Annotated in this window: 22 protein-coding genes and 1 other RNA gene; 14 read left to right on the forward strand and 9 right to left on the reverse strand. The window is 72.1% G+C overall.

Features of this window, described 5'->3' with window-relative positions:
- The first annotated feature begins 9 nt into the window (after positions 1 to 9).
- Positions 10 to 1,764, forward strand: coding sequence for an amylo-alpha-1,6-glucosidase (locus AQJ67_RS12715; RefSeq protein ID WP_062718656.1), 1,755 nt, complete (start codon positions 10 to 12; stop codon positions 1,762 to 1,764).
- On the opposite strand, the gene AQJ67_RS12720 is transcribed toward AQJ67_RS12715, so the two are convergent.
- On the reverse strand, positions 1,745 to 2,890 hold the full coding sequence (locus tag AQJ67_RS12720) for a sensor histidine kinase (RefSeq protein WP_062718658.1): 1,146 nt from the start codon (positions 2,888 to 2,890) through the stop codon (positions 1,745 to 1,747). The genes AQJ67_RS12715 and AQJ67_RS12720 overlap by 20 nt on opposite strands.
- Positions 2,891 to 3,219: 329 nt before the next feature.
- Between AQJ67_RS12720 and AQJ67_RS12725 the strand changes: the two genes are divergently transcribed.
- Genes AQJ67_RS12725 through AQJ67_RS12735 form a run of 3 tightly spaced genes read left to right on the forward strand, consistent with a single transcriptional unit; the run spans position 3,220 to position 6,150 of the window.
- Positions 3,220 to 4,077, forward strand: coding sequence for a MaoC/PaaZ C-terminal domain-containing protein (locus AQJ67_RS12725; RefSeq protein WP_062718660.1), 858 nt, complete (start codon positions 3,220 to 3,222; stop codon positions 4,075 to 4,077).
- Between the two features lie 32 nt (positions 4,078 to 4,109).
- Positions 4,110 to 5,186, forward strand: coding sequence for a Zn-dependent alcohol dehydrogenase (locus AQJ67_RS12730; protein ID WP_062718662.1), 1,077 nt, complete (start codon positions 4,110 to 4,112; stop codon positions 5,184 to 5,186).
- 25 nt (positions 5,187 to 5,211) lie between these two features.
- On the forward strand, positions 5,212 to 6,150 hold the full coding sequence (locus AQJ67_RS12735; protein ID WP_062718664.1) for a 3-oxoacyl-ACP reductase: 939 nt from the start codon (positions 5,212 to 5,214) through the stop codon (positions 6,148 to 6,150).
- A gap of 82 nt (positions 6,151 to 6,232) precedes the next feature.
- Here AQJ67_RS12735 and AQJ67_RS48205 read toward each other — a convergent pair whose 3' ends face one another.
- Both AQJ67_RS48205 and AQJ67_RS12740 read right to left on the reverse strand, forming a co-directional pair.
- Positions 6,233 to 6,397: a hypothetical protein gene (locus AQJ67_RS48205; protein WP_167366203.1), complete on the reverse strand. Its 165-nt coding sequence runs from the start codon at positions 6,395 to 6,397 to the stop codon at positions 6,233 to 6,235.
- A 95-nt stretch (positions 6,398 to 6,492) separates the two neighbouring features.
- Positions 6,493 to 7,680, reverse strand: coding sequence for a hypothetical protein (locus AQJ67_RS12740; protein WP_062718666.1), 1,188 nt, complete (start codon positions 7,678 to 7,680; stop codon positions 6,493 to 6,495).
- Positions 7,681 to 7,958: 278 nt separating this feature from the next.
- Between AQJ67_RS12740 and AQJ67_RS12745 the strand changes: the two genes are divergently transcribed.
- From AQJ67_RS12745 to AQJ67_RS12755, 3 genes are read left to right on the forward strand one after another with little or no spacing between them, the layout of a single operon-like run.
- Entirely contained in the window at positions 7,959 to 8,813 is an 855-nt protein-coding gene (locus AQJ67_RS12745) for a Nif3-like dinuclear metal center hexameric protein (RefSeq protein ID WP_062718667.1), read from the forward strand.
- Positions 8,810 to 9,553 carry a zinc ribbon domain-containing protein gene (locus AQJ67_RS12750; protein ID WP_062719330.1) on the forward strand — a complete coding sequence of 248 codons (744 nt, stop codon included), beginning with the start codon at positions 8,810 to 8,812 and terminating at the stop codon, positions 9,551 to 9,553. Before AQJ67_RS12745 ends, AQJ67_RS12750 begins: the two co-directional genes overlap by 4 nt.
- Before the next feature lie 20 nt (positions 9,554 to 9,573).
- Positions 9,574 to 10,902: a bifunctional RNase H/acid phosphatase gene (locus tag AQJ67_RS12755; protein ID WP_062718669.1), complete on the forward strand. Its 1,329-nt coding sequence runs from the start codon at positions 9,574 to 9,576 to the stop codon at positions 10,900 to 10,902.
- Here AQJ67_RS12755 and eda read toward each other — a convergent pair.
- Together eda and yaaA are read right to left on the reverse strand one after the other, a co-directional pair.
- On the reverse strand, positions 10,885 to 11,523 hold the full coding sequence (gene eda, locus AQJ67_RS12760; protein ID WP_062718671.1) for a bifunctional 4-hydroxy-2-oxoglutarate aldolase/2-dehydro-3-deoxy-phosphogluconate aldolase: 639 nt from the start codon (positions 11,521 to 11,523) through the stop codon (positions 10,885 to 10,887). The genes AQJ67_RS12755 and eda overlap by 18 nt on opposite strands.
- A gap of 73 nt (positions 11,524 to 11,596) precedes the next feature.
- Entirely contained in the window at positions 11,597 to 12,379 is a 783-nt protein-coding gene (gene yaaA, locus AQJ67_RS12765) for a peroxide stress protein YaaA (protein ID WP_062718673.1), read from the reverse strand.
- Positions 12,380 to 12,455: 76 nt separating this feature from the next.
- Between yaaA and AQJ67_RS12770 the strand changes: the two genes are divergently transcribed.
- Entirely contained in the window at positions 12,456 to 13,904 is a 1,449-nt protein-coding gene (locus AQJ67_RS12770) for an RNB domain-containing ribonuclease (RefSeq protein WP_062718675.1), read from the forward strand.
- On the opposite strand, the gene AQJ67_RS12775 is transcribed toward AQJ67_RS12770, so the two are convergent.
- Positions 13,867 to 14,472: a hypothetical protein gene (locus AQJ67_RS12775; RefSeq protein WP_062718677.1), complete on the reverse strand. Its 606-nt coding sequence runs from the start codon at positions 14,470 to 14,472 to the stop codon at positions 13,867 to 13,869. The genes AQJ67_RS12770 and AQJ67_RS12775 overlap by 38 nt on opposite strands.
- Positions 14,472 to 15,233, reverse strand: a complete 762-nt coding sequence (locus tag AQJ67_RS12780) for a MerR family transcriptional regulator (RefSeq protein ID WP_062718679.1) — start codon at positions 15,231 to 15,233, stop codon at positions 14,472 to 14,474. Before AQJ67_RS12780 ends, AQJ67_RS12775 begins: the two co-directional genes overlap by 1 nt.
- 166 nt (positions 15,234 to 15,399) lie before the next feature.
- Between AQJ67_RS12780 and AQJ67_RS12785 the strand changes: the two genes are divergently transcribed.
- Positions 15,400 to 15,978, forward strand: coding sequence for a Uma2 family endonuclease (locus AQJ67_RS12785; protein ID WP_079055933.1), 579 nt, complete (start codon positions 15,400 to 15,402; stop codon positions 15,976 to 15,978).
- A gap of 103 nt (positions 15,979 to 16,081) precedes the next feature.
- An RNA gene (gene rnpB / locus AQJ67_RS12790) (RNase P RNA component class A) lies at positions 16,082 to 16,483 on the forward strand.
- Between the two features lie 121 nt (positions 16,484 to 16,604).
- Here rnpB and AQJ67_RS12795 read toward each other — a convergent pair.
- Together AQJ67_RS12795 and AQJ67_RS49235 are read right to left on the reverse strand one after the other, a co-directional pair.
- On the reverse strand, positions 16,605 to 17,105 hold the full coding sequence (locus AQJ67_RS12795) for a hypothetical protein (RefSeq protein WP_062718683.1): 501 nt from the start codon (positions 17,103 to 17,105) through the stop codon (positions 16,605 to 16,607).
- 550 nt (positions 17,106 to 17,655) lie between these two features.
- Positions 17,656 to 18,069 carry a hypothetical protein gene (locus AQJ67_RS49235; RefSeq protein ID WP_244190447.1) on the reverse strand — a complete coding sequence of 138 codons (414 nt, stop codon included), beginning with the start codon at positions 18,067 to 18,069 and terminating at the stop codon, positions 17,656 to 17,658.
- A gap of 283 nt (positions 18,070 to 18,352) precedes the next feature.
- On the opposite strand from AQJ67_RS49235, the gene AQJ67_RS12800 reads away from it, so the two are divergent.
- The 4 genes from AQJ67_RS12800 (at position 18,353) to AQJ67_RS12815 (ending at position 24,324) form a co-directional block, all read left to right on the forward strand.
- A complete protein-coding gene (locus AQJ67_RS12800; RefSeq protein WP_062718685.1) occupies positions 18,353 to 19,873 on the forward strand; it encodes an esterase/lipase family protein in 1,521 nt (506 codons plus the stop codon).
- An 84-nt stretch (positions 19,874 to 19,957) separates the two neighbouring features.
- Positions 19,958 to 20,719 (forward strand): response regulator transcription factor, encoded by a 762-nt coding sequence (locus tag AQJ67_RS12805; RefSeq protein ID WP_079055934.1) that lies wholly within the window; start codon positions 19,958 to 19,960, stop codon positions 20,717 to 20,719.
- A gap of 147 nt (positions 20,720 to 20,866) precedes the next feature.
- Positions 20,867 to 22,669: a flavin-containing monooxygenase gene (locus AQJ67_RS12810; protein ID WP_062718687.1), complete on the forward strand. Its 1,803-nt coding sequence runs from the start codon at positions 20,867 to 20,869 to the stop codon at positions 22,667 to 22,669.
- On the forward strand, positions 22,666 to 24,324 hold the full coding sequence (locus tag AQJ67_RS12815) for an SMP-30/gluconolactonase/LRE family protein (protein ID WP_062718688.1): 1,659 nt from the start codon (positions 22,666 to 22,668) through the stop codon (positions 24,322 to 24,324). Before AQJ67_RS12810 ends, AQJ67_RS12815 begins: the two co-directional genes overlap by 4 nt.
- Positions 24,325 to 24,406: the final 82 nt, after the last annotated feature.

Raw genomic sequence — 24,406 nt, forward strand, 5'->3', positions numbered from 1 at the left:
TCACGCCCCATGACCGCCGCCCCCTCCGGTCCGGCCTTCTCCGTCCACGACATCCCGTTCAGCACGTACGGATCCTGGTTCGACATCTCGCCCGTGATCGCGGAGAAGACGTATGCCGAGGACCTCCACCTCGTCTCGCACCAGAACGGCATGCACGCCGTCCTGCGACTGGCCCCCCTGGACACGGCTTCGGCCGCCCGCGCCCAGACCCGCGTCGAGGCGACACCGGGCCTGCTGAGCTGGACGGCCGATCGCGGACGCGTCGACCTCGCGTACGAGGCACCGGACACCGTACGACTGCGGGGGAGCGGCCTCGACCTCGGCGTCTTCGCCGCCGCGCACACCCTGACCCCCTTCAGCGGGACGTACTTCTTCCACGACCCGGCGGCGAACGGGCACGTGTTCACCTCCTACGAGACCGGCCGCCGCTACCGCGTCACCGTGCTGTCCGGCACGATCGCCCGCACGGCCGGCGCCCAGGCCCTGGGCGGCGGCGAGCGCGGCGTCGCCGTGACCGTGCGGGCGGACGGCGGCTGGGAGATCGCGATCGAGGAACTCGACACCGCCCGGCCGCCGTACAGCTCCTCGGCTTCCTTCGACGACATCGTGGCGGCCGCGCGGGGCGCCTTCGCGGACTTCGTCGACGCCGTGGCCCCCTGGCGCTCGGACGCCACCCCGGCCGCCGAACTCGCCGCCTACGTCGTGTGGTCGGCGACCGTGGCGGCGAAGGGCCTGGTCACCCGGCCCGGTGTGCTGATGTCCAAGCACTGGATGGACAAGGTGTGGAGCTGGGACCACTGCTTCAACGCCCTCGCCCTCGCACCCGGTTGCCCGGAACTGGCCCAGGACCAGTTCCACCTGCCCTTCGACCACCAGGACGACAGCGGCGCCCTGCCGGACTCGGTCACCCACTCCGAGGTCCTCTACAACTTCGTCAAGCCGCCCATCCACGGCTGGGCCTTCGGCCACCTCAACCGTCGGCTCCCGACCTCGTTCGACCAGGCCCAACTGGCCGAGGTGTACGAGCGGTTGGAACGCTGGACCGGCTTCTGGCTCGCCGCCCGCCGCGCCCCCGGCGCCGACCTGCCCCACTACCAGCACGGCAATGACAGCGGCTGGGACAACGCCACCACCTTCGACCCCGAACGCGTGGTCGTCACCGCCGACCTGGCTGCCTTCCTCACCCTCCAGATGCGTGAACTCGCCGAACTGGCCACGGCGTTGAACAGACCCGGCGAGGCGAGCCGCTGGCGTGCCGCGGCCGAGGAGACGCAGACCGCCCTGCTCGACCAGCTCTGGACCGGAGACAGGTTCGTCGCCCGCTCGGCCGACACCGGGGAGACCTGGAGCAGCGCCAGCCTCCTCGACCTGATGCCCATCGCGCTGGGCGAGCATCTGCCCGCCGAGATCGCCGCCGCCCTCGCGGACCACATCAAGGCCCACCTCACCCCGTACGGCCTCGCCACCGAACTGCCCACCTCGCCGCACTACCTGGCCGACGGCTACTGGCGCGGCCCGATCTGGGCCCCCGCCACGGTCCTCGTCGAGGACGGCCTGCGCCGCGCCGGCCACGACCGCCTCGCCGACGACATCAGCGCCCGCTTCCGCGCCCTGTGCGAGACCCACGGGTTCGCCGAGAACTTCGACGCCCTCACCGGCACCGGCCTGCGCGACCGCGCCTACACGTGGACCGCGAGCAGCTACCTCCTGCTCGCACAGGCGCACGCACACCGAGACGGCGTCCTCACACGCCGGACGGGCTGAAAGAGGGTGCCTCCACCGGCAGTTCCGCCGTCACCACGAACCCTCGGCGCGACCCCGGCCCAGCCGTCAGCGTGCCGCCCGCCGCGGCGAGGCGTTCTGCCAGGCCCCTCAGGCCGGTGCCGCCGATGCCCTCGCGGGGGGTGGTGACGGGGGTGCCGGTGCCGTCGTCGGTGATGGTGAGGTGGGCGTGTTCCGGGGTGCCGGAGAGGGCGATCTCGCAGTGGGTGGCGTCGCTGTGGCGGACGACGTTGGTGACCGCCTCGCGCACCACCCAGCCCAGCAGGGCCTCGGTGCGCGGCGCGAGCGGAGGGCCTGACCGGGTGATCCGAGGGGTCACACCCGCCGCCGACAGGGCCGAGCCCGCGCGGTCCAGGTCCGTCGCCAGGCTCCCGTCCCGGTAACCCGTCACCGCCTCCCGGATCTCCGTGAGCGCCTGCCGGCCGACGGACTCGATGTCGACGACCTGGGCCAGCGCGGCGTCCGGATCGCGAGCCGCCAGCCGCCGCGCCGCCTCCGACTTGACCACGATGACGGAGAGGGTGTGACCGAGCAGGTCGTGCAGATCGCGGGAGAAGCGCAGGCGTTCCTCCTCGACCGCGCGCCGGGCCAGTTCCTCGCGGGCGGCCCGCAGTTCCCGTACCGCCTCGGACAAGGAGAGGATCGCCGCCGTCACGATCGTCGAGATCCAGGTGGCGTACGCGATGTCGAGGCCGCCCCAGCCATCCCGTACGAAGGCCGTCGCCCCGGCGAGCACGGTCACCGCGGCACCCGTCCAGCGCAGCCGCGGCATCCGTACGGCCGCCCCGGTCGCCAGCCCGAGCAGCGGGAAGAACAGCAGCCAGGAACCGCCGTACCCCATGCCGAGCCCGCAGGTCACCGCGGCCAGCGCGGCCAGCGCGACCTGGGTGGAGGGGGACTCGCGCTTCTCCTTCACGAAGGCGCGGGTCGCTATGTAGATGTAGAGCGAGTTGAAGACGAACAGGCCCAGGCCGCCGATCCACGGGTTGGGGGTCCGGCCCTGGAAGAGGTTGGAGAAGGAGCCCATCCCCAGCAGCAGCCACGGCAGCAGGGCGAAGCCGGTGGGGTGCGGGGCCGGCGTGCACGACACCTTGCGCATCCAGGACATGTCCCGTCCCCCGTTCACCGGTTCGGTCGTCGGGTCCGTCCTCGGCCCCGTCCTCAGTGTCATGCCTCCGACGTTACGGATCGAGGCCCGCGTCCGGCAGGGCCGCCTGTCCGCACTCCGGCAGGACAAATGTCACGGACGGGAGGGGCGGGCCGTGGCACCATGGCGACCTGACACTCCGTCAGGAGCCTTCACAACTGCGGTGTGCTCGGCTATACAGAGGTCGCCGGACTGGAACGCGTTCTAGATCGGCCCGCGACGACCTCGGTGCGGCCGACGGTGCGGACGGCCGTACCGGGGTCTTGACCGAAGCCACTGTCAGGAGCCGTATGCCCATCGACGCAGCCAAGGCCCTCGCCGCCGAACCCCGGACCGGCGAGATCTCCTGGAACTCCAAGGACGTCCAGCTCTACCACCTGGGCATCGGCGCGGGCATCCCGGCCACCGACCCCGACGAGCTGCGCTACACCCTGGAGTCCCGTCTGCACGTCCTGCCCAGCTTCGCCACCGTCGCCGGCTCGGGCTCGCCCGGCGTGATCAGCGGACTGTCCATGCCGGGCATCGACGTCGACCTCGCCCGCGTCCTGCACGGCGGCCAGTCGCTCACCGTCCACCGGCCCCTCCCGACGGCGGGCACCGCCACCGCCACCCACCGCGTCGCCGCCGTCCACGACAAGGGCAAGGCGGCCGTCCTGGTCCTGCGGACCGAAGTCGCCGACGCCGAGGGCCCGTTGTGGACCAACGACGCCCAGATCTTCATCCGCGGCGAGGGCGGCTGGGGCGGCGACCGAGGCCCCTCCGCCCGCCTCGACCCCCCGGCCGGCGAGCCCGACCGGACCGTCGAGCGGCCCGTCCGCGAGGACCAGGCGCTGCTCTACCGCCTCTGCGGCGACTGGAACCCGCTGCACGCCGACCCCGAGTTCGCCAAGGTCGCCGGGTTCGAGCGGCCCATCCTGCACGGGCTGTGCACCTACGGCATCACGCTGAAGGCCGTCGTCGACACGCTGCTCGGCGGCGATGTGACCCGGGTGCGGTCCTACGTCACCCGGTTCGCCGGGGTCGTGTACCCCGGGGAGACCCTGCGCATCCGCATGTGGCGGCAGGACGGTGCCGTACGGGTCGCGGTCAGCGCGGTCGAGCGGGAGGACGCGCCCGTCCTCGCCGACACCGTCGTCGAACACTCCTGAACCCAGAACGCCGTACGAGGGGAGCCCGCACCATGCGCGCAGCCGTACTGCACGAGACCGGCCAGGACAAGCTGGAGGTCCTCGACGACGTCGAGGCGGTGGGCTTCGGGCCCGGCCGGGTGAGGGTCCGGGTACGGGCCACCGGGCTGTGTCACTCGGACCTGTCCGCGATGAACGGCGTACTGCCCCAGCCCGCGCCCTTCGTACCCGGCCACGAAGGCGCCGGCGAGATCGTCGAGGTCGGGGAGGGCGTCCGTGACCTGAAGCCCGGTGACCGGGTCGTCGTCTGCTGGCTGCCCGCCTGCGGTGCCTGTGCCGCCTGCAAGCGCGGCCAGACCGAACTGTGCCTGGCCGGGTTCATGAACGCCGGCACCCCCAACTTCAAACGCCCCGCCGGGGACGTCTTCGGCTTCGCCGGCACCGGAACCTTCGCCGAGGAGGTCGTCGTCGACGCAGGCTGCGCGGTGCCGATCCCCGACGACGTGCCCTTCGACATCGCCGCCCTCATCGGCTGCGGGGTGACCACCGGGCTCGGTGCCGCGCTCAACACCGCCGACGTGGAGGCCGGCTCGTCGGTCGCCGTCATCGGCTGCGGCGGCGTCGGCATCTCCGCGATCCAGGGCGCCCGGCTCAAGGGCGCCGCCGAGATCGTCGCCGTCGACCCGGTCGCCTCGCGCCGCGAGTCCGCGCTCCGGTTCGGCGCCACGAAGGCGGTCGCCCCGGACGGGCTGGCCGACGCCAAGCAGCAGGTCACGGCCGGTGAGGGCTTCGACTACGTCTTCGAGGTCGTCGGCAGGTCGGCCACCGCCCGCACGGCCTACGAGAACACCCGGCGCGGCGGCACCCTCGTCGTCGTCGGCGCGGGCGCCATGGACGACTTCCTCCAGCTCAACATGTTCGAGCTGTTCTTCGACGAGAAGCGGATCCTGCCGTCCATGTACGGCGGCGGAGACGTCCTGCGCTCCTACGAGCGCACGATCGCCCTCTGGCGCGCGGGCCGTATCGACCTCGCCGGCCTGATCACGCACCGGGTGCCGCTGGCCGACATCAACGAGGCCCTGGACCAGATGCGCACGGGCACGGCCCTGCGCACCTGCATAGAGATCTGAACCCACCTGCTGCGAAGGGGCGTTGATGTCACTGCCACTCGAAGGCCTCGCCGCGATCGTCACCGGCGCCGGGCGCGGGCTCGGCCGGGCAGAGGCGCTCGAACTCGCCCGGCTCGGCGCGGCCGTCGTCGTCAACGACTACGGACAGCCCGGCCGGGACGGCTCGGGCGAGGCCTCCGCCGGGCCCGCCGAGGAGGTCGCCGCCGAGATCCGCGCGACGGGCGGCACGGCAGTCGCCCACACCGGGGACGTCGCCGACTTCCAACAGGCCTCGGCACTGGTCGAGTTGGCCGTAGCCGAGTTCGGCAAGCTGGACATCCTGGTCAACAACGCGGGCATCCTGCGCGACCGTATGGTCTTCTCCATGGCGGAGGGTGAGTGGGACTCGGTGATCCGGGTCCATCTCAAGGGACACTTCAACACCGTCCGTTTCGCCGCCGCGCACTGGCGCGAGCGGTCCAAGGCGGTGGGCGGGCCGGTGTACGGACGGATCGTGAACACCTCCTCGGAGGCGTTCCTGGCGGGCTCGGCCGGGCAGCCCAACTACGCGGCCGCGAAGGGCGGCATCGTCGGGCTCACCACCTCCACCGCCCTCGCGCTCGCCAAGTACGGCGTCACCGCCAACGCCATCTGCCCGCGCGCCCGCACCCGGATGACCGAGGACGTCTTCGCCGGCCTCGCCCGGCCGGACGACGGACTGGACCCGCTCGCCCCGGAGCATGTCGCCCCGCTCGTCGGCTACCTGGCCTCACCGGCCGCCGCCCGGGTCAACGGCCAGCTGCTCGTCGTCCACGGCGGCATGGTGGCCGTCGTCGAACGGCCGCGGATCGCCGCGAAGTTCGACAGCAAGCAGGAGACGTTCACCTACGACGAGCTCGACGCGCTGCTCACCTCGCACTTCGCCGGGCGGCCGGCGGGAGAGACGTTCGGGGCGGCGGAGGTGCTGGGGCTGAAGCGGGCCTGACGCGGGACCGGAGGCGGCGGTGGAAATGGGAACGGCCCCGTCCCTCGTGAGGACAGGGCCGTATGCCGTTGCTAGCGCGGCGTCAGGCGGCCGTCTCGGTCTCCTCGACCGGCTTGCGGTGACGGCCGCGGGGGGCCGTCTCGCCGTCCTGGGCGGACACCGGGCCCCGGTGCCTGCCGTGACCGGCGGCCTTCTGAACGTCGTGAACGTCGGCCGGCCCCGGCTGGGTCGTGCTGGCGTTACTCATCGGAAAACTCACCCCGTCAACATGATCTTTCTTACAGCCGGGCGAGTTTAACCAGAGCACCATGGGCCGAATCCAGGCGCCCACGCCAACCGCCACTACTTCGTTACAAGACCGCCCAACGGGGCTTGCTGGAGCGGCACGGGGCGCTGCCGCGCGGGGGGCGAGGGGGCCTTTGGGGGTGCCGGGTGCTGTTGTTGGGCGGGTGCGGCGGCGTCGTGGCTTGTCGCGCAGTTCCCCGCGCCCCTTGAGGGGGTTTCCCTGTGCGGCGTTTCCCAGCCGGCGACGCCGCACCCCATCTCCTGTGTCGCGTACGGCAGTTGCAGCACCCCCTCCCGGGTCCACCAACCCGACCCCGCCAACCACCCTTCCGGTGCCGGGAGATGGCGTACCTGGCGTTCGGCCGCGCTCCAGACGCCGACCCAGGTGCCGGCCGGGCCGTCGATGCGCAACGCCACCCCGCAGCCCTCCGGGGTCAGCACCTGGCCCGGCTGGATCGCGAACGGCGTCACCACGCAGTCGGGCATCCGCAGGCACTCCGGGAAGCGCACCGGAAGCGTGCTGCCCAGCACGCCCCAGCCCAGCCGTTCCCGACCCGGCGAGGGAGCGTCCGACCGGATCAGCAGCAGCCCGCTGTCCGGGTCGGCGAGCGCCAGCCGGTCGTCGCTGTCGTCCGTGATCTGCAGCAGCGGAGAGACCTCGCCGCCCCGCTCCAGGTCGACCACGACGGCCTTCGTACGGCCCCCGGACTCCCGGTCCAGGGCCAGCATCCGCCCGCCCCGGTCCAGCCACACCCCGCCCGAGCAGCGCCCCGGGACCTCCGCGAGCCGCTCGGGCCCGAAGGCACCCCCCGCCACCAGCCACACCGCGCTGGAGCGCCGGCCGACCGCGAGGGCGTACGCCTTGTCGCCGCCCGGCGCCGGGGGCAGCAGCCGCAGCCGGGTCTGCTCGTCCGGGCACTGCACCGCGCCCAGCGGCAGCTCACCGGTGCCGGGGCCGGTCGGGTACAGCAGCGAGAACAGGTGCCGTCCGTCGGTCCGGCGGCAGATCAGGACCCGCCCGTCGCCCATCGGCTGCACCTCGGTGCCGGGCTCCTCCGGCTGATGGGCGGGCAGCGGCACGGCATACGGCTCGGGGCCGTCCAGGGTCCACCGCTCCGGGAACCAGCAGTCCCCGGACGGCGCGAGACGGGCGGCGTAGGAACCGTCCGCCGTGATGCTGCACCCCGCCCGAGGCGCGTCGCCGTCCTCGTGCTCCGCCGCAGGCTCGATCGCACAGGCCGTCATGGTCCGGTCACCTCCGGTAACGAAGCTAGTTTTCGCACGCGCGGGCGTGGGATCGACGAGGTTCGGCTTCACACAAAGGGGTGGCCCAGGAACGATTCGCCTGAGGTAACGGGGGTGATTGTGCTGGGCGGGCCGGAGGTGGCCGCGGGCCGATCGGCAGCGTCGCGCCCGCAAAGACCACCGCAACCATCAAGTGGGGAACCACGACGGCGATCAGCCACCTACGCGAGAGCGGCGCCGGTTCAGGCGCACAGAGGTGCCCAGGTAGCCTTTCCTTCGTGCCCCGTCTGTCTGAAGTCATCGCCGCGCTGGAGACCCTGTGGCCCGCCGAGCGGGCCGAGTCCTGGGACGCGGTCGGCACCGTCGTGGGCGACCCCGACCAGGAGGTCTCCCGGGTCCTGTTCGCCGTCGACCCGGTCCAGGAGATCGTGGACGAGGCGGTGAAGCTGGGCGCCGACCTGCTGGTCACCCACCATCCGCTCTATCTGCGCGGTACGACGACCGTCGCGGCCTCCACCTTCAAGGGCCGGGTCGTGCACACGCTGATCAAGAACGACATCGCCCTGCACGTGGCGCACACCAACGCCGACACCGCCGACCCGGGAGTCAGCGACGCGCTGGCCGGCGCCCTGGACCTGCGGGTCGTAGGACCGCTGGTGCCGGACGCGAACGACCCGGCGGGCCGCCGGGGTCTGGGCCGGATCTGCGAACTCGACCACCCGCTGACCGTCCGTGAACTCGCCGCCCGCGCCGCCGAGCGGCTGCCCGCCACCGCGCAGGGCATCCGCGTGGCCGGCGACCCCGAGGCGACGGTCCGCACGATCGCCGTCAGCGGCGGCTCCGGCGACAGCCTCTTCGACCAGGTCCGGGCCGCCGGCGTCGACGCCTTCCTCACCGCGGACCTCCGCCACCACCCGGCGTCCGAGGCCGTGGCCCACAGTCCTCTCGCGCTGCTCGACGCGGCGCACTGGGCCACCGAGTGGCCCTGGTGCGAGCTGGCCGCCACCCAGCTCGACGAGATCTCCGACCGCAACGGATGGGACCTGCGCGTCCACGTCTCGAAGACGGTCACCGACCCCTGGACCGCCCACGCGGCATCCACCGTCACCGACACAACTGGAGCCCCCAACTGAACGCCGCGCCCGCCGACCAGATCCGCCTCCTCGACGTCCAGGCCCTCGACGTCCGGCTCCAGCAGCTCGCGCACCGGCGGAGGTCGCTGCCCGAGCACGCCGAGATCGAGTCGCTGACCAAGGACCACACCCAGCTGCGCGACCTGCTCGTGGCCGCGCAGACCGAGGAGAGCGACACCGCCCGCGAGCAGACCAAGGCCGAGCAGGACGTGGACCAGGTGCGCCAGCGCGCCACCCGCGACCAGCAGCGCCTGGACTCCGGCGCCATCACCTCCCCGAAGGACCTGGAGAACCTCCAGCACGAGATCGCCTCCCTCGCCAAGCGCCAGGGCGACCTGGAGGACATCGTCCTGGAGGTCATGGAGCGCCGGGAGTCCGCGCAGGAGCGGGTCGCCGAGCTGACCGAGCGGGTCGGCGCCGTGCAGGGGAAGGTCGACGACGCGACCGCCCGCCGGGACGCCGCGTTCGAGGAGATCGACGGCGAGGTGGCCACCGTGACGAAGGAGCGCGAGGTCATCGCGAGCGCTGTCCCGGCCGACCTGCTCAAGCTCTACGACAAGCTGCGCGAGCAGCAGGGCGGCATCGGCGCGGCCAAGCTGTACCAGCGCACCTGCCAGGGCTGCCGCCAGGAGCTCGCCATCACCGAGCTGAACGAGATCCGCCAGGCGGCTCCGGACACCGTCGTGCGCTGCGAGAACTGCCGCCGGATCCTGGTGCGTACGGCCGAGTCCGGCCTTTAAGAGCCCAGGGAGTCTGTGCCGTGCGGGAGTTCATCGTCGAGGCCGACGGCGGGTCACGGGGCAACCCGGGGCCCGCGGGCTACGGAGCGGTCGTGATCGACGCGGCGACGGGCCAGACGCTGGCCGAGGCGGCCGAGTACATCGGCGTCTCCACGAACAACGTCGCCGAGTACCGGGGTCTGGTGGCCGGTCTGCGCGCCGCGTACGACCTGGACCCGGCGGCCACGATCCACGTCCGCATGGACTCCAAGCTCGTCATCGAGCAGATGTCGGGCCGCTGGAAGATCAAGCACCCCGACATGAAGCCGCTGGCGTTCGAGGCGGCGCGTGTCTACCCGGCTGCCCAGGTGACGTACGAGTGGATCCCCCGCGAGCAGAACAAGCACGCGGACCGGCTGGCCAACGAGGCGATGGACGCCGGGAAGCGGGGGGAGCAGTGGTCGGCGGCGGCTTCGACGGCGGAGCTGGAGGCGGCTGACGCGAGGGCCGCGAGGGCTGCGAAGGGGGCCGCCGAGCCGGAGCCGTCCGGCCCGCCGGGAGACGCTGCCGCGGGCGCGGCACGGGCGCGTGCGGCGCTGGCGGAGGGACGCGGCTCGGCCACTGCATCCGCTTCCGCTTCCGCTTCCGCTGCCGACGCCGAGTCCAGGGCCAAGGCCGAGGGAGATGTCAGGGCCGCCCGTACCGTGGCCGCGCCCTCGTCCGGCTGGGCCCCCGCCGACATGGGCGCGCCCGCCACCTTCGTCCTGCTGCGGCACGGCGAGACCCCCCTCACCCCGCAGAAGCGGTTCTCCGGCAGCGGCGGTACCGACCCGGCCCTCTCCGACGTCGGCCGGGACCAGGCCGAGCGCGTCGGCGCCGCCCTCGCCCGGCGCGGCACCATCCAGGCGATCGTGGCGTCGCCGCTCGCCCGTACCCGGGAGACCGCCGGGATCGTCGCGGCCCGCCTCGGCCTGGAGGTGACCGTCGACGACGGTCTGCGCGAGACCGACTTCGGCGCCTGGGAGGGGCTCACCTTCGGCGAGGTGCGCGAGCGCTACCCCGAGGACCTCAACGCCTGGCTGGCCGACCCGGAGGCCCGCCCCACCGGCGACGGCGAGAGCTTCGCGGCGACCGCCACCCGGATCGCCGCCACCCGCGACAAGCTGGTCGCGGCCCACGCCGGCCGCACCGTCCTGCTCGTCTCGCACGTCACGCCCATCAAGACGTTCGTCCGCCTCGCCCTGGGCGCCCCGCCCGAGTCCCTGTTCCGCATGGAACTCTCGGCGGCCTCCCTCTCGGCGGTGGCGTACTACGCCGACGGCAACGCGAGCGTACGGCTCTTCAACGACACGTCACACCTGCGCGCCTAGCCCGGCCGCCGCGCGGGCCAACGCCTCCACCCGCCCCCAGTCCCGCGCCGCCACCGCGTCCGCCGGGAGCATCCAACTGCCGCCCACGCAGCCGACGTTGGGGAGCGCGAGATAGTCGGCTGCCGTCGCCGGGCCGATGCCGCCCGTCGGGCAGAACCGGGCCTGCGGCAAGGGTCCGGCCAGCGACTTCAGATACGCCGTACCGCCCGCCGCCTCGGCCGGGAAGAACTTCATCTCCCGCACCCCGCGCTCCAGCAGCGCCACGACCTCCGACGTCGTGGACACCCCGGGCAGGAACGGCACCCCGGACGCGCGCATCGCGTCCAGCAGTACGTCCGTCCAGCCGGGGCTGACCAGGAAACGCGCGCCCGCCGTGACCGAGTCCGTCACCTGCTCCGGCGTGATCACGGTGCCCGCCCCGACCACCGCGTCCGGCACGGCGTCCGCGATGGCCCGGATCGCCTGGAGCGCGGCCGGCGTCCGCAGGGTCACCTCGATCGCGGGCAGCCCGCCCGAGACGAGGGCGCGGGCCAGCGGTACGGCGTCGGAGGGGTCGTCGACCACGACCACGGGGACGACGGGCGCGAGATCCAGCACGGAGGCAGGCAGGGGAGAGGGCATGGCCTCATCCTGTCGGCATCAAGCACAGTGCGCAAAGGTCATTGCGCATACTGCAACGCGCTGCGGCTGTGCCTCAGTGGATCTCCGCCACCAGCACGTCCAGCGTCCACGCCTTCCCCGCCCTGGCCGGCGCCTCCACCTCCACCTCGTACCCGAGATCCCGCAAGGCCTCCACCAGCCCGGCCGGGTCCTTCGGCGCCGCCCCGGCCGTCAGCAGGCTCCGTACGATCCGGCCCTTCGTGGCCTTGTTGAAGTGGCTGACGACCTTCCGGGTCGGCGCGTGCAGCACCCGTACCGTCGCCGTCCGCCCGGCCACCTCGCCCTGCGGCTTCCACGCCGTCGCGTACGCCGACGACCGCAGATCCAGTACCAGCCCGTCCCCGGCCGCCTCGGGCAGCACCCGCGCCATCGGCTCCCGCCAGTGCGCGCCGAGCGCCCCGAGACCGGGCAGCCTCACGCCCATCGAGCAACGGTAGGAGGGGATGCGGTCGTTGACACGCACCGCGCCCCACAGGCCCGAGAACACCAGCAGCGACCCGGCCGCCCGCTTCTTCGCCGCCGCGTCCAGCGACGCCAGGTCGAGGGCGTCGTACAGCACACCGGTGTAGATCTCCCCGGCCGGCCGCGCCCCCGCCGAGAGCAGCCCGACGTTCTTCGCGACCTCCCCGCGCAGCCCCTCGCTCAGCCCGAGGACGTCGCGCGCCTTGTCCTCGTCGCCGCCGCACAGCTCGACCAGCTCATTCAGCACGGCCTGGCGGGCTTCGGTCAGCCCCGGCAGGGACAGCGACTCCAGCTTCAGCGAGGCACCCCGACCGGACGAGGCCTTCCCCTCGGAAGGCGGCAGCAGGACAAGCACACGTACTCCTTCTCTCAAAACTCCGACACCGAGGGTACGGCGTGCCGGTCGGCGGCCCGCGCCCTACGCTCGACTCATGCCCCGCCGCCACATCCGGGTGACCGGCGCCCCCGAGGCCCCCCTCCGGGCCGCCCTCACCGCGCTGCGTACCGAACTCGGCGTCCCCGGGAGCTTCCCGCCCGAGGTGCTGGCGGAGGCCGAGCGCGCCGCGAAGGCCCCGGCCCGCCCGCCGTACGACGCCACCGACATCCCCTTCTTCACCGTCGACCCTTCCACCTCCACCGACCTCGACCAGGCCCTGCACCTGTCCCGCCAGGGCACCCGCGCCGGGACCGGCAGCGGCTACCGCGTCCGGTACGCCATCGCCGACGTCGCCGCCTTCGTCGTACCGTCGGGCGCGCTCGACGGCGAGGCCCACCGGCGGGTGACGACCCTCTACTTCCCCGACCTGCGCATCCCGCTGCACCCCGAGTCGCTGAGCGAGGGCGCGGCGAGCCTGCTGCCCGGCCAGGACCGGCCCGCCGTGCTGTGGACGATCGACCTCGACGCGGACGGCCGTACGCTCGCCGTCGACGTCCGCCGCGCCCTCGTCCGCAGCCGGGCCAAGCTGGACTACGCGGGCGTGCAGAAGGAGATCGACGGCGCGACGGCCGAGGAGCCGCTCGCGCTGCTCAAGGAGATCGGGGAGCTGCGGGAACGGCTGGAGGTCGAGCGGGGCGGGATCTCGCTCAGCGTGCCCGAGCAGGACATCGTCGAGCGCGACCACACCTACGAGCTCGCCTATCGCGCCCCGCTGCCGGCCGACGGCTGGAACGCCCAGATCTCCCTGCTGACCGGCATGGCCGCGGCCGACCTGATGCTGGCCGGCGGCACGGGCATCCTGCGCACCCTCCCACCCGCCCCCGACGGCGCCGTCGGCCGGCTCCGCCGTACCGCGCACGCCCTGCGCATCGACTGGCCGCACCACGTCTCCTACGCCGGACTCGTCCGCTCCCTGGACCCGCACCGCCCGCACCACGCGGCGTTCCTCCAGGAATGCACGACCCTGCTGCGCGGCGCCGGATACACGGTCTTCCACGACGGCACCCTCCCGGCCATCACCACCCACTCCGCCGTGGCCGCCCCGTACGCCCACTGCACGGCCCCCTTGCGCCGCCTCGCCGACCGCTACGCCTGCGAGATCTGCCTCGCGGTGGCGGCGGGGCAGCCGGTGCCCGACTGGGTGCGGGCCGGCCTCGACGCGCTGCCCGCGCGGATGGCCGAGGGGGCCCGGCGCGCGGGCACGGTGGAGCGGGAGTGCCTGGACCTCGTCGAGGGGGCGCTGCTGAAGGACCGGGTCGGGGAGGTGTTCGACGGCTGGGTGGTGGACGTGGAGGAACGCCGTCCTGCCGTCGGGACGGTCCAGTTGGAGTCCCCGGCGGTCATCGGCCGGATCGAGAACACCGACGGGGACCGTCTGCCGCTGGGCGAGCGGCTCAGGGTCCGCCTCACCCGAGCGGCGAAGGTGCGGTTCGAGCCCGCTTGACCGCCTGGACGAGGTCGGCGGCCTCGTCGCAGTGCAGGCGCACGAGGCGGACGTCCCGCCGGCGGCCCAGGAAGGTGAAGTGGGCGACGGGCTCGGCGAGTTCGACCGTCACGGTGGTCTGCGCGCCGATCGCGAGGTTGAGCTCCCCGTCGGCCCGCTCATGGGTGGTGCGCAGCTCGCGCCGTACGTGCGCGATGTTCTCCAGCGGTATGCGCAGATCGACGTGCGCGGCGCGCCGGACGCGCAGGAAATGGGCGTCGAGGACGTGGGGCCGTACGACGGAGGCGGCGTGCATCCCGACGACGAGCACGACGGTGTACACGTCCAGCATGAACACCACCCGGTGCACGGCCGGAAAGTCCCGCAACAGAACAGCCATGGTGAGCGACTCGATCACGCACACGAACGCGAACCCGAACATCATCGGGCCCTGCCCGCGCGCGTACCCGAAGGCGGTGCCACCGTCGCCGATCCCCTGCCGGCGCCGGGTCACCCACAGCCCGAGACTGACGAGGAGCCGCAGCTCGTGCCGGACGAGGGCGAGCAGGGACCGTACCGAGGCCCGCATCACGGCCCGTCTCCTTCCGTGAGGATGCGCAGGGTACGGCGGATGGCCTCCGCCTGCGCCGGGGCGAAGTCGGCGTAGAAGGCGCGCAGGAAGCTGTTGTCGGGGTCGACGCCGACCGGCCCCGGGAACAGGTCGCGAGGCAGGCAGTCGGCGAGGGCACGGGCCGCCTCGTCCACGCGCGGGTCGGCGGGGTCGGCGTCGGCCAGCTGGTCGAGCAGGGCGTACGCGGCGAGGGCCCGCTCCTGGCCGCCGGGCCGGGCGAGCGCGCCGCCCAGGGCGCCCATGAACTCCTCCCGTGCCTCGGGACCGGCCGTGGTCTCGATCAGCGCGAGCATCTCGCGGTCCTTGGCGGCCATCGGGGAGTCGCCGCCGATGTGCGCCATGTCCTGGAACAGCGCGGCCAGCCTCGGCGACACCGGCCCCTCGGCCGGCAGCCCGCCCTCCGTCTCCAGCAACGCCCGCAGCCGCTCCCGCCGCTCCCGGATGGCGTCCTCCTGTCGGGCGAGATCCTCATCCAGCTCGGTGAGCACCTCGACCAGATCCTTCCCTGCGTCCTCGGCCAGCACGTCCCGCACCTCCGCGAGCCCGAGCCCCAGCTCGGTCAGCCGCCGGATCCGCGCGAGCACGACCGCGTGCCGCAGCGTGTACTCCCGATAGCCGTTCGGCCGCCGCTCCGGTTCGGGCAGCAGGCCCTGGTGGTGGTAGTGCCGCACGGTCCGCGTGGTCACGCCTACGGTGGCGGCGAGTTCTCCGATCCGCATGGGATCAGTAGAGACGTTGACGTCGCGGCAGGGTCAAGCGGACGCGGACTCGTCGCCTGCCGGTGGCGCTGCCGGTGTGCCACGATCGAGGGAACGGTTCCCGATCTCACGGCCAGGTGATCAACCGATGTCCCAGTCTGGCGAGCGACAGAAGGAGGGGCGTGACATGACTGCCATGGCCCACGAGCCGCTCACGCAGGAAGAGGTCCTGCTGGAGGGCTTTCTCGCCCTGGACACCCCGGAGGGTTTCCGGGCCGAGTTGATCGAGGGGGAGATCGTTGTGACGCCGCCGCCGGACGGGGATCACGAGGACTACATCAATCTGATCATGAAGCAGGTGATCAGGAGGTCCCGGACCGACATGGACTTCTCCGGAAACAAGGGGCTGAAGCTGCAGAGCGGAGGCGGCTGCCCGAAGGACCACGTGATCCCGGACGGCACCATCGCTCCCACGAAGCTGCGGCTCTACCGGGGCGCCGACTCCTGGATGCCCTGCGAGGGCGTCGCCCTGGTCCTGGAGGTGACGTCCACCAAGCCCAAGGCCGACCGCGAGGCCAAGAGCCGCTGCTACGCCCGCGGTGGCATCCCGCTCTACCTGCTCGTCGATCGCGAGGCATCTTCGATCACGCTGTTCAGCGACCCGGAGAAGGACGACTACCGAGAGCACTGCACGCGCCCCCTCGGCAAACCCCTCGCCCTCCCGGAGCCCTTCGCCTTCGACCTGGACACGTCGGACTTTCTCTGAGCACCTCACTCTGGTTCCGTCGGCGCGATCAGCACGGCCGTGGCCGGCTCGGTCCTGGCGACGGCCGCCCCGTCCGGGCCGGTAACATGGTCCGCACGGCAGACGAGCCGGGCGGACGGCCGCGTGGAGCTCCCCAGGGAGCTTCCCGAGGAACGTCCGGGCTCCACAGGGCAGGGTGGTGGCTAACGGCCACCCGGGGTGACCCGCGGGACAGTGCCACAGAAAGCAGACCGCCGGGGACCTCGGTCCTCGGTAAGGGTGAAACGGTGGTGTAAGAGACCACCAGTGCTCAGGGTGACCTGAGCAGCTAGGTAAACCCCACCCGGAGCAAGGTCAAGAGGAAACACCCCGGTGTTTCTGCGCGGACGTTCGAGGGCTGCCCGCCCGAGTCCGCGGGTAGACCGCAGGAGGCCGGTGGCAACGCCGGTCGTAGATGGATGGCCGTCGCCGGGGGGTTCGTGAGGACCCTCCGGAACAGAACCCGGCGTACAGCCCGACTCGTCTGCCGCCCAAGGACCTGGCCAGGCGGACCCTGACCATGCACACGATGGGCCCGGACCGAGCGGTCCGGGCCCATCGTGCGTTACTTCTGCTGCCGTCGCCGCAGGCCCTGGCCGGTATCGGGGTCAGTGGTGCTTCCTGTCGACGGCCCGGAAGCTGCCGACGAGCGCGAAGGGCACCACGGTCCCGTCGAAGACCACAGTTCCGGGGATTGCGTTGCTGGAGTCTCCGCGGCCGATGGTCGCAATTGCAGCGCCGTTGTCGCACGTAATCCCGGTGAAGAATTCGATTCTCCTGTCAGTTTCGTTCCGGACGTTGAAGCTGGTGGCCGGACTACTGATTACAGCGATGCACTCGCCCCCCTCGACCGAATACGTTCGCTCGTTGACATAGACCCGTCCGCGATCGTCATCGTCCCTCCCGTAGCCGTGGTTCGACAGCTCGTCCCCTCCCGTCTGCCCGTTCCCGCCCACGTCCCCTCCCTGAGGCAAGGAGGCGGCGGCCTCCTGCACCGCCGGGGCGGACTCCGGCGCGGGACTCGAAGCCGACGCATAGTTCACGGTGGTTGCAGCGACGACGGTGATGCCCACCGACAATGCGATCCCGACCACGGTACGCGTACGCATTCCGCTTCTCCCTCTCGCAGGCATATTGCTTTCTCCATCTCTCAGGGATGTCAGCCGACCCGGCCGCCTACGGAAGAACCTACTCACGCCGAATTCTGTCGCCACTTCAGAAATCTGTGGGAGGCGCAAGGAAGGGGCCGATCGGGCGTTCAAGATCCCGAAACAGCACATGTGATGGGCCGTCAAAAAGTGAGAGGAGAAGCGACTTGGCCACAACACTGGGCCATCCGGGGGGCCTGACTGACTCCCCGTCACACTCCTGCGCGCGTGTCGGGCATTGACAACGCCCCGCACGACGGCTAGGAGGCCACTTTCGAGCATCTGGATCTGCCCTGATCAGCGCCTCACAACACGGACTCTAGCGGGCCCCACACAGCCACCGCGGACAGACTTGCCGACACCACCGCACAAAGACCACAACGCACGCCGGCTCGAGCAAGCCGGGCGGCAGCCCCACCCGCCCTCGCTCCACCCCATGTCGAAAGAGCCGTTCTCGTGCCACTTGATCGAGCCGACGAAGGCGATCTCCGGGTGGGGTAGCGGTCCGCGCTCACCAGGTCCACCTCGGGGTTGTTCGTGCGGGGCCACCAGCCGCCGACTTCCCGGACCTGCGGCCATGTCCCGTCGGGCAGCAGCCGGGCCAGGGACTCCCGTACGACGGGTTCGATCGCGCGGCCGCGCCACGAGGTCCAGCCGCCGTACGACGGGTTCGATCGCGCGGCCGCGCCACGAGGTCCAGCCGACGTACGACGGGTTCGATCGCGCGGCCGCGCCATGAGGTCCAGCCGCGTTCGACCGCTTCGGCCACCAGTCGGCCGCGGCCGCGCTCGGTCTCGGCGATGCCCTGTTCCAGAAAGGCCAGCCAGAACCGGACGTAGGAATCGGCGACGCGGTGGCGGCGGTCGCGGTCGCCGGGGCGAGTGGGGCGCGGGGTGTCGACGGCGATGAGCCGCTTGTCCGCCAAGGCGCGCAGGGCCGGGTCGAGTGAGCCGGGAAGGAGGGGGCGACCGGCGGCTCCGGGCCTTTGCGGCGATGGTTTCGAAGGTGCGTTCGCCGCTGCCGATCACGGAGAGCACGTGGCGCGCCTGGAGGGACGTGGGGAACTCGGCGGCCAGGAACGTGCCATTACGCCGCCCGCCGCGGCACGTCACCGCTCCGGCCTATTCCCGGAGGCCAGAGCCCCGGTCTTCATCTACTCAGGACTCAGGACTCAGGAGGAGTGAACCCAGAACGCTCGGAGGCGAGCCGTGGACGACCCCCGCAAACTTCCCCTCGTCTACGTCCGCGGCTTCGCCGGCGGGACCCGAGGCATCGACAAAGCCGTGGACGACCCCTTCTACGGCTTCAACGAGGGCTCCGTGCACATCCGTGTCGGCGCGAACAACCAGCCCCACTTCCACCAGTTCGAGAGCCCGCTGCTGCGCCTCCTGCGCGAGGAGGGCTACGAACTGCTGGTGAAGGGGGACCAGGCGGCCTACCTGGACCAGCACGACGACATCCCGGCCCACACCATCTGGATCCACCGCTTCTACGACCGCTCGGCCACCACCTGGGGAGGCAGCCCCCAGGAGTACCGGCTGGAGACCGCCGCCGCTGATCTGCTCGAGCTGATCGATCTGATCCTCGACAGGACAGGGGCGCCGGCCGTCATCCTCGTCGCCCACTCCATGGGCGGGCTGATCTGCCGGTGTCTGTTGCAGAAGGTGCTGCCGGACCGGGGGCGGGACGCCGTCGGGTGCGTGGCGAAGTTCTTCACCTACGGCACCCCGCACGGAGGCATCACCTTCGACCTCGGTGGCGGGCTGCTGGACCGGCTTCGGGACATGACCGGTGTTCAGGGCGCGGACATCTTCGGGCCCCGGCGGATGTACGAGTACCTCACCCCGCAGGCCGACTTCGACCCCGACGGCCCGCCCGAGGGGTGGGACGCCCGTCGGATGCCGGCCGGGCCGGGGGCGTTGCCCGTCGAGCGGGTCTTCTGTCTGGTCGGCACCGACCCGGCCGACTACGACGTGGCCTTCGGGCTGTCCTCCGCCGCCGTCGGACCGCACAGCGACGGGCTCGTGCAGATCGAGCGGGCGTATGTGCCGGGCGCGCACCGGGCGTTCGTGCACCGGAGTCACAGCGGGCGCTATGGGATGGTCAACTCCGAGGAGGGGTACCAGAACCTGCGGCGGTTCCTGTTCGGGGACACCCGGATCGAGGCCTCGCTCGTCGACTACCGGTTGCGCCGTGACGGTGACCTCGTGTGGCAGGGCGAGACACGTCTGTCGGTGCGCGGGCTGCCCGTCGTGATGCATCAGCGGCTCGCGGCCCACTGGTGTCCCATCCAGCTCGACGTGGCCCCGGACGGGCAGGCGGCACCGGCAGCCGGGCCGGCCGCCGTGTCCCTCGCGACCACCTTTCTCAACAGTGCGCTGAGACAGTCCGAAGGCGTACCCATGCGGTTCATCCTCGGTCTGCGGCTCATCTCCCTGCGCGAGCGGCACGGCATCCTCGACCTCGGCGAGCACCTGGAGCAGACCGCCGACTTCTCCGACACCCTCGTCATCGACGTGGGCACACCGGAGGCCGGCCCCGGTATCTGGGCCGCCTGGAACTCGGACATCGAGGGAGCCATCCGAGACCACGGCGTCGCCGGGGAACCGCGCGTCGACGAGGATCCCACCCCGGATCGCTGGGTCGCCCACATTCCCCTTCCCACCACCGCCGCACCCCTCCTCGGCCCGGACGCGCGGATCCGGCTCGTCGCCACGCCCTGGACCTGAGGCCTCGCCCTGGACCTGAGGCCTCGCCCTCGCGCCTGACTCGCCCCTGACTCGTCCCGGACGACCCGCAGGTAAAGTGAACCCATGCCGAAGCCGCCGTCCTCCGACGCGGTGAACGCGGTGAACGCGGTGAACGCGGTGGGCGCGGCAGACGCCGTACCGGACGTCCTCCTCGTCGTAGGCGACGCCCGTACCTCCGATCCGCTCTCCACGATGCTGGAGCTCGTTGGATACCGGACCGTCGTGGTGGACCGGGCCACCGAGGCCACCGACCTGCTCGCCGGGCGCCGGTTCGATCTGGTCATCCTCGATGTGACGCTGCCGGACACCGAGGCGCTGCGGCACAGCCGCCGTCTCCTCGCCCCCGACCGCCCGGCCGTCCTGCTCCTCACGGGCGACGGCGAGTTCCTGGGCAGCCTTCCCGGCGGCGGCCCGGACGGTGCGGACGGCGTGGACGGGCAGGGCGGCGGGGCCTCCGGCCGGGTGGCCGAAGTGCTCGCCCACGCACGGCAGTTGGTGCGCGGCGCAGAGCCCGGCGGATGGGACGGCGCCCTGCGCTACGGCGACCTCGTGCTGGACCACTCCACCCGTCGCGCCCGGCGTGGCGAGCGCGCCATCGAGCTCACGCCCGCCGAGTACCGGTTGCTGCGCTGCCTGCTCGTCAACGCCGAGCGCGTGCTGTCCAAGGAGCAGATCGGGCGGCACGTCTGGGACGACCCGCCGACCGACGGCGCGATCGAGCGGCTCGTCTCGCGACTGCGGCTCAAGGTGAACGGGGAGCAGACCGCGCTGATCCACACCCGGCGGGGGTTCGGCTACTGGCTGGGGCAGGCAGGAAGGCCGTAAGCACCCGCGCGGCGTCTTGTGGCCTGGAGCACATTGATCAAGTGTCCGGGATATGTCCGGGAGCTGTCAGCCCGCTTCGCTTGACTGGCGCTCACTTCCCCTGACCCGGCCCTCCCGTGGCCGGCCCCACGACCAGGAGAGCACCCCATGTCCGAGCCCCGGCACCTGGAGTTCGACCTCGAAGCCCTGCGCGCCAAGTACCGCGCCGAGCGCGAGCGGCGTATCCGGCCCGACGGATCCGCGCAGTACCAGCAGCCCGTCGGCGAGTTCGGGACGTACGACGACGACCCCCACGCCGACCCGGAGTTCACCCGCGAGCCCCTGCGGGACCGGGTCGAGGCCGTGGTCGTCGGCGGCGGGTTCGGCGGGCTGCTCGCGGGGGCGCGGCTGCGGCAGGCCGGGCTTCAGGAGATCCGGGTCATCGAGAAGGGCGCGGACTTCGGCGGCACCTGGTACTGGAACCGCTACCCCGGCATCCACTGCGACATCGAGTCGTACATCTACCTCCCGCTGCTGGAGGAGCTCGGCTACGTACCGAAGTGGAAGTACTCCCCGGGCGAGGAGATCCGCGAGCACGCGCAGGCCGTAGCCCGCCACTTCGGCCTCTACGACCACGCCTGCTTCCAGACCCAGGTCACCGAACTCCGTTGGGAGGAGGAGGACTTGGAGTGGGTCGTGCGCACCGATCGTGGTGACGAGGTGCGGGCGCGGTACGTCGTCGTCTCCAGCGGCACCCTCAGCCAGGCCAAGCTGCCCGGCATCCCCGGCATCGAGACCTTCCGCGGGCACACCTTCCACACCAGCCGTTGGGACTACGCCTACACGGGCGGCGACGCGAGCGGCGGTCTGACCGGGCTCGCCGACCAGCGCGTCGCCGTCATCGGCACCGGCGCCACCGCCATCCAGGTCGTACCGCACCTCGGGGCCGACGCGGCGCAGGTGTACGTCTTCCAGCGGACCCCGTCCTCCGTGGACGTACGCGGCAACCGGCCCACCGATCCGCAGTGGGCGAAAGCGCTGAAGCCCGGGTGGCAGCGGCTCCGCATGGAGAACTTCCTCAAGGTCGTCACCGGCGTCCGGCAGGACGAGGACCTGGTGAACGACGCCTGGACGTCCAGCGCGCGGCTCCAGGAGAAGCTCATCCCGACCAACGCCTACGCGGACGTCCCGGCCGATGAGCGCGAACTCGCCTACGAGGTCGCCGACTTCCAGAAGATGAACGAGCTGCGCGCCAGGGTGGAGGACATCGTCGAGGACCCGGCGACGGCCGAAGCGCTCAAGCCCTGGTACCGCTACATGTGCAAGCGGCCCACCTTCAGCGACCACTACCTCCAGACCTTCAACCGGTCCAACGTCACCCTCGTCGACACCGCCGACACCCACGGCGTCGAGCGGATCACCGAGAACGCCGTCGTGGTGGGCGGCGAGGAGTACGAGGTCGACTGCATCGTCTTCGCCACCGGCTTCGACGTCGGCCGGTCGGGGGTGCTGTCCGGCAGGCTTCCGGTGTACGGGCGGGGCGGCGCCGGGCTGCTGGAGACCTGGATGACCGAGGGGCTGAAGACGCTGCACGGCTTCACCACCCGCGGCTTCCCCAACCTCTTCCTGCTCGGCTCCATGCAGAACGCCGCCTCCGTCAACTACGTCCACATCCTCGACGAACAGGCCACACATGTCGCCGAGGTCGTCGCGGAGGCACGCAAGCGGCAGGCCCGGTACGTCGAGCCGACCGGTGCGGCGCAGGACGCCTGGGTGGCGACGATCCGTCAGAAGGCCGCCGACCTGTACAAGTTCCAGGCCGAGTGCACGCCCGGCTACTACAACAACGAGGGGCGGCCCCGGGAACGCAGCGAGTCGTACGGCGACGGGCCCGTCGCCTTCCACGAACTGCTGCGGCGCTGGCGGTCGGACGGCGGCATGCGCGAGGTGCTGGTGGAGGGAGAGGCATGAGCGTCGCCCGCGAGCCCGGCGGTGAGCCGAGCAGGTACGGCGCGGCGGGCGAGCGCGACGCTGCCACCAGCGCCCGTTGGACGGTCGAGCGGCTCAACCCGCCCAACCGGCTGTGGGGTTCCAACGGCGTCGCGTTCGGGCCCGACGGGCGGCTGTACGTCGCCCAGTTCCTCGCCGGGCAGATCAGCGCCGTCGACCCGGCCACCGGCGATGTCGAGGTGGTCGTACCGATGGACAGTCCCGTGCAGTCGCCGGACGACCTCGCCTTCGGCGCGGACGGCTCGATGTTCATCGCCGACCTGGTGCCGGGGCGGGTGTGGCGGCGCAGCCCGGACGGGGAGTACACGCTCGTCTCCGGGGACGTGGCCAACCCCAACGGCATCACCTGCCTCGGCGACCGGCTGTTCGTGAACGAGATGAAGCCGGACGGGCGGCTGATGGAGCTCTTCCCCGACGGCGCCCGCGAGCCGGTGGTCCTCACCAGCGGGCTCGCCCTCGGCAACGCCATGCAGGTCGGCCCGGACGGGCACCTCTACTACCCGCACATGATGAGCGGCCCGAATCCTCTCCTCACCGGCCAGGTCTGGCGGATCCCGCCGGACGGGGGCGCGCCCGAGGTCGTCGCGGACGACGTGCACCAGCCGGTCGCCGTGCGGTTCGACCGGGGCGGGGTGCTGCATGTGCTGTCCCGGGGCCCCGAGGGCATCGTCACCCGGGTCGACCTGCACGGCAGCGGCTCGCGGACCCTGGTCACCAGCGGCGTCGTCGGGCTGGACAACGCGGCCTTCGACGCCGAGAACCGCATGTTCGTCTCCAGCTACGCCAGCGGCGGCGTCACCGAGATGCACCCCGACGGGCGCACCCGCGAGATCGTGCCGCGCGGACTCGACGGACCGTACGGCGTGACGATCGACCTCGGCGGCACGGTGTACGCCGCCGACCACTACCGGGTGGCCGGGCCGTCGCCGACCGGCGTCACCACCCACTCCCTGCTGCACTTCGCGCACGGCATCGTCGCCGACGGCGAACTGCTGCACCTCACCTCGCAGTTCGGGCAGGTTCAGACGTACGACCCCGGGAGCGGGGCCGTGCGGGAGCGGGCCGGCGGGCTGCGGCGGCCGCTCGGCATCGGCGTCGCGCCCGACGGCTCGCTCGTCGTCGCCGAGTCGGACGCGGGGCGGGTCGTGGCCGTCGACGAGCAGGACACCCTCACCGTCCTCGCCGACGGACTCGAACAGCCCGTCGACGTGGCCTTCGATGCCGGGGGACGCTGCTACGTCAGCGACGAGCGGCTCGGCGCGGTGCTGCGGATCGAGGCGGAGGGGCCGCCGGCGGTGGTGGCGGACGGGCTGGCGGCGCCTCAGGGGCTGGCGGTGCTGGGTGAGGAGCTGTTCGTCGTGGAGACGGGGGCGCGCAGGCTGCGGGCGGTGTCGCTCGCGGAGGGGGCGGTGGGGGAGGGCCGTGTCGACGCGGAGGACCTGCCGGTCGGGGCGCCGCCGGGGGTGGTTCCGCGTGCGGAACCTGCTCTCTTTGCCAACGGGATGCCGGGCATGGCTCGTCGGTTTGCGGGGTTGGCGGCAGGGTCGGATGGGGTGCTTTTGCTGTCGGGGAACGGAGAGGGGGCGGTGTTGCGGTTGACGCCGAACGCCCGCTGACAGTGCCGGGATAGGTCGTAGAGCGACTGCGGGTGCGTCGTGGCTGGTCGCGCCCACGCGGCGGAGCCGCACATGTCACAGC

Origin of the sequence: Streptomyces caeruleatus (assembly GCF_001514235.1) — a bacterium.
Taxonomy (GTDB): domain Bacteria; phylum Actinomycetota; class Actinomycetes; order Streptomycetales; family Streptomycetaceae; genus Streptomyces; species Streptomyces caeruleatus.

Bases quoted from the DNA above. Each gene is read 5' to 3' on its own strand.
- AQJ67_RS12740 (WP_062718666.1), bottom strand. From the start codon at position 7,680: ATGACGGCCTGTGCGATCGAGCCTGCGGCGGAGCACGAGGACGGCGAC.
- eda (WP_062718671.1), bottom strand. From the start codon at position 11,523: ATGCCCTCTCCCCTGCCTGCCTCCGTGCTGGATCTCGCGCCCGTCGTC.
- AQJ67_RS48205 (WP_167366203.1), bottom strand. From the start codon at position 6,397: ATGAGTAACGCCAGCACGACCCAGCCGGGGCCGGCCGACGTTCACGAC.
- AQJ67_RS12815 (WP_062718688.1), top strand. From the start codon at position 22,666: ATGAGCGTCGCCCGCGAGCCCGGCGGTGAGCCGAGCAGGTACGGCGCG.
- AQJ67_RS12795 (WP_062718683.1), bottom strand. From the start codon at position 17,105: ATGCGTACGCGTACCGTGGTCGGGATCGCATTGTCGGTGGGCATCACC.
- AQJ67_RS12715 (WP_062718656.1), top strand. From the start codon at position 10: ATGACCGCCGCCCCCTCCGGTCCGGCCTTCTCCGTCCACGACATCCCG.
- AQJ67_RS12805 (WP_079055934.1), top strand. From the start codon at position 19,958: ATGCCGAAGCCGCCGTCCTCCGACGCGGTGAACGCGGTGAACGCGGTG.
- AQJ67_RS12780 (WP_062718679.1), bottom strand. From the start codon at position 15,233: ATGCGGATCGGAGAACTCGCCGCCACCGTAGGCGTGACCACGCGGACC.
- AQJ67_RS12730 (WP_062718662.1), top strand. From the start codon at position 4,110: ATGCGCGCAGCCGTACTGCACGAGACCGGCCAGGACAAGCTGGAGGTC.
- AQJ67_RS12725 (WP_062718660.1), top strand. From the start codon at position 3,220: ATGCCCATCGACGCAGCCAAGGCCCTCGCCGCCGAACCCCGGACCGGC.
- AQJ67_RS12735 (WP_062718664.1), top strand. From the start codon at position 5,212: ATGTCACTGCCACTCGAAGGCCTCGCCGCGATCGTCACCGGCGCCGGG.
- AQJ67_RS12775 (WP_062718677.1), bottom strand. From the start codon at position 14,472: ATGCGGGCCTCGGTACGGTCCCTGCTCGCCCTCGTCCGGCACGAGCTG.
- AQJ67_RS12720 (WP_062718658.1), bottom strand. From the start codon at position 2,890: ATGTCCTGGATGCGCAAGGTGTCGTGCACGCCGGCCCCGCACCCCACC.
- AQJ67_RS12770 (WP_062718675.1), top strand. From the start codon at position 12,456: ATGCCCCGCCGCCACATCCGGGTGACCGGCGCCCCCGAGGCCCCCCTC.
- AQJ67_RS12810 (WP_062718687.1), top strand. From the start codon at position 20,867: ATGTCCGAGCCCCGGCACCTGGAGTTCGACCTCGAAGCCCTGCGCGCC.
- AQJ67_RS12785 (WP_079055933.1), top strand. From the start codon at position 15,400: ATGACTGCCATGGCCCACGAGCCGCTCACGCAGGAAGAGGTCCTGCTG.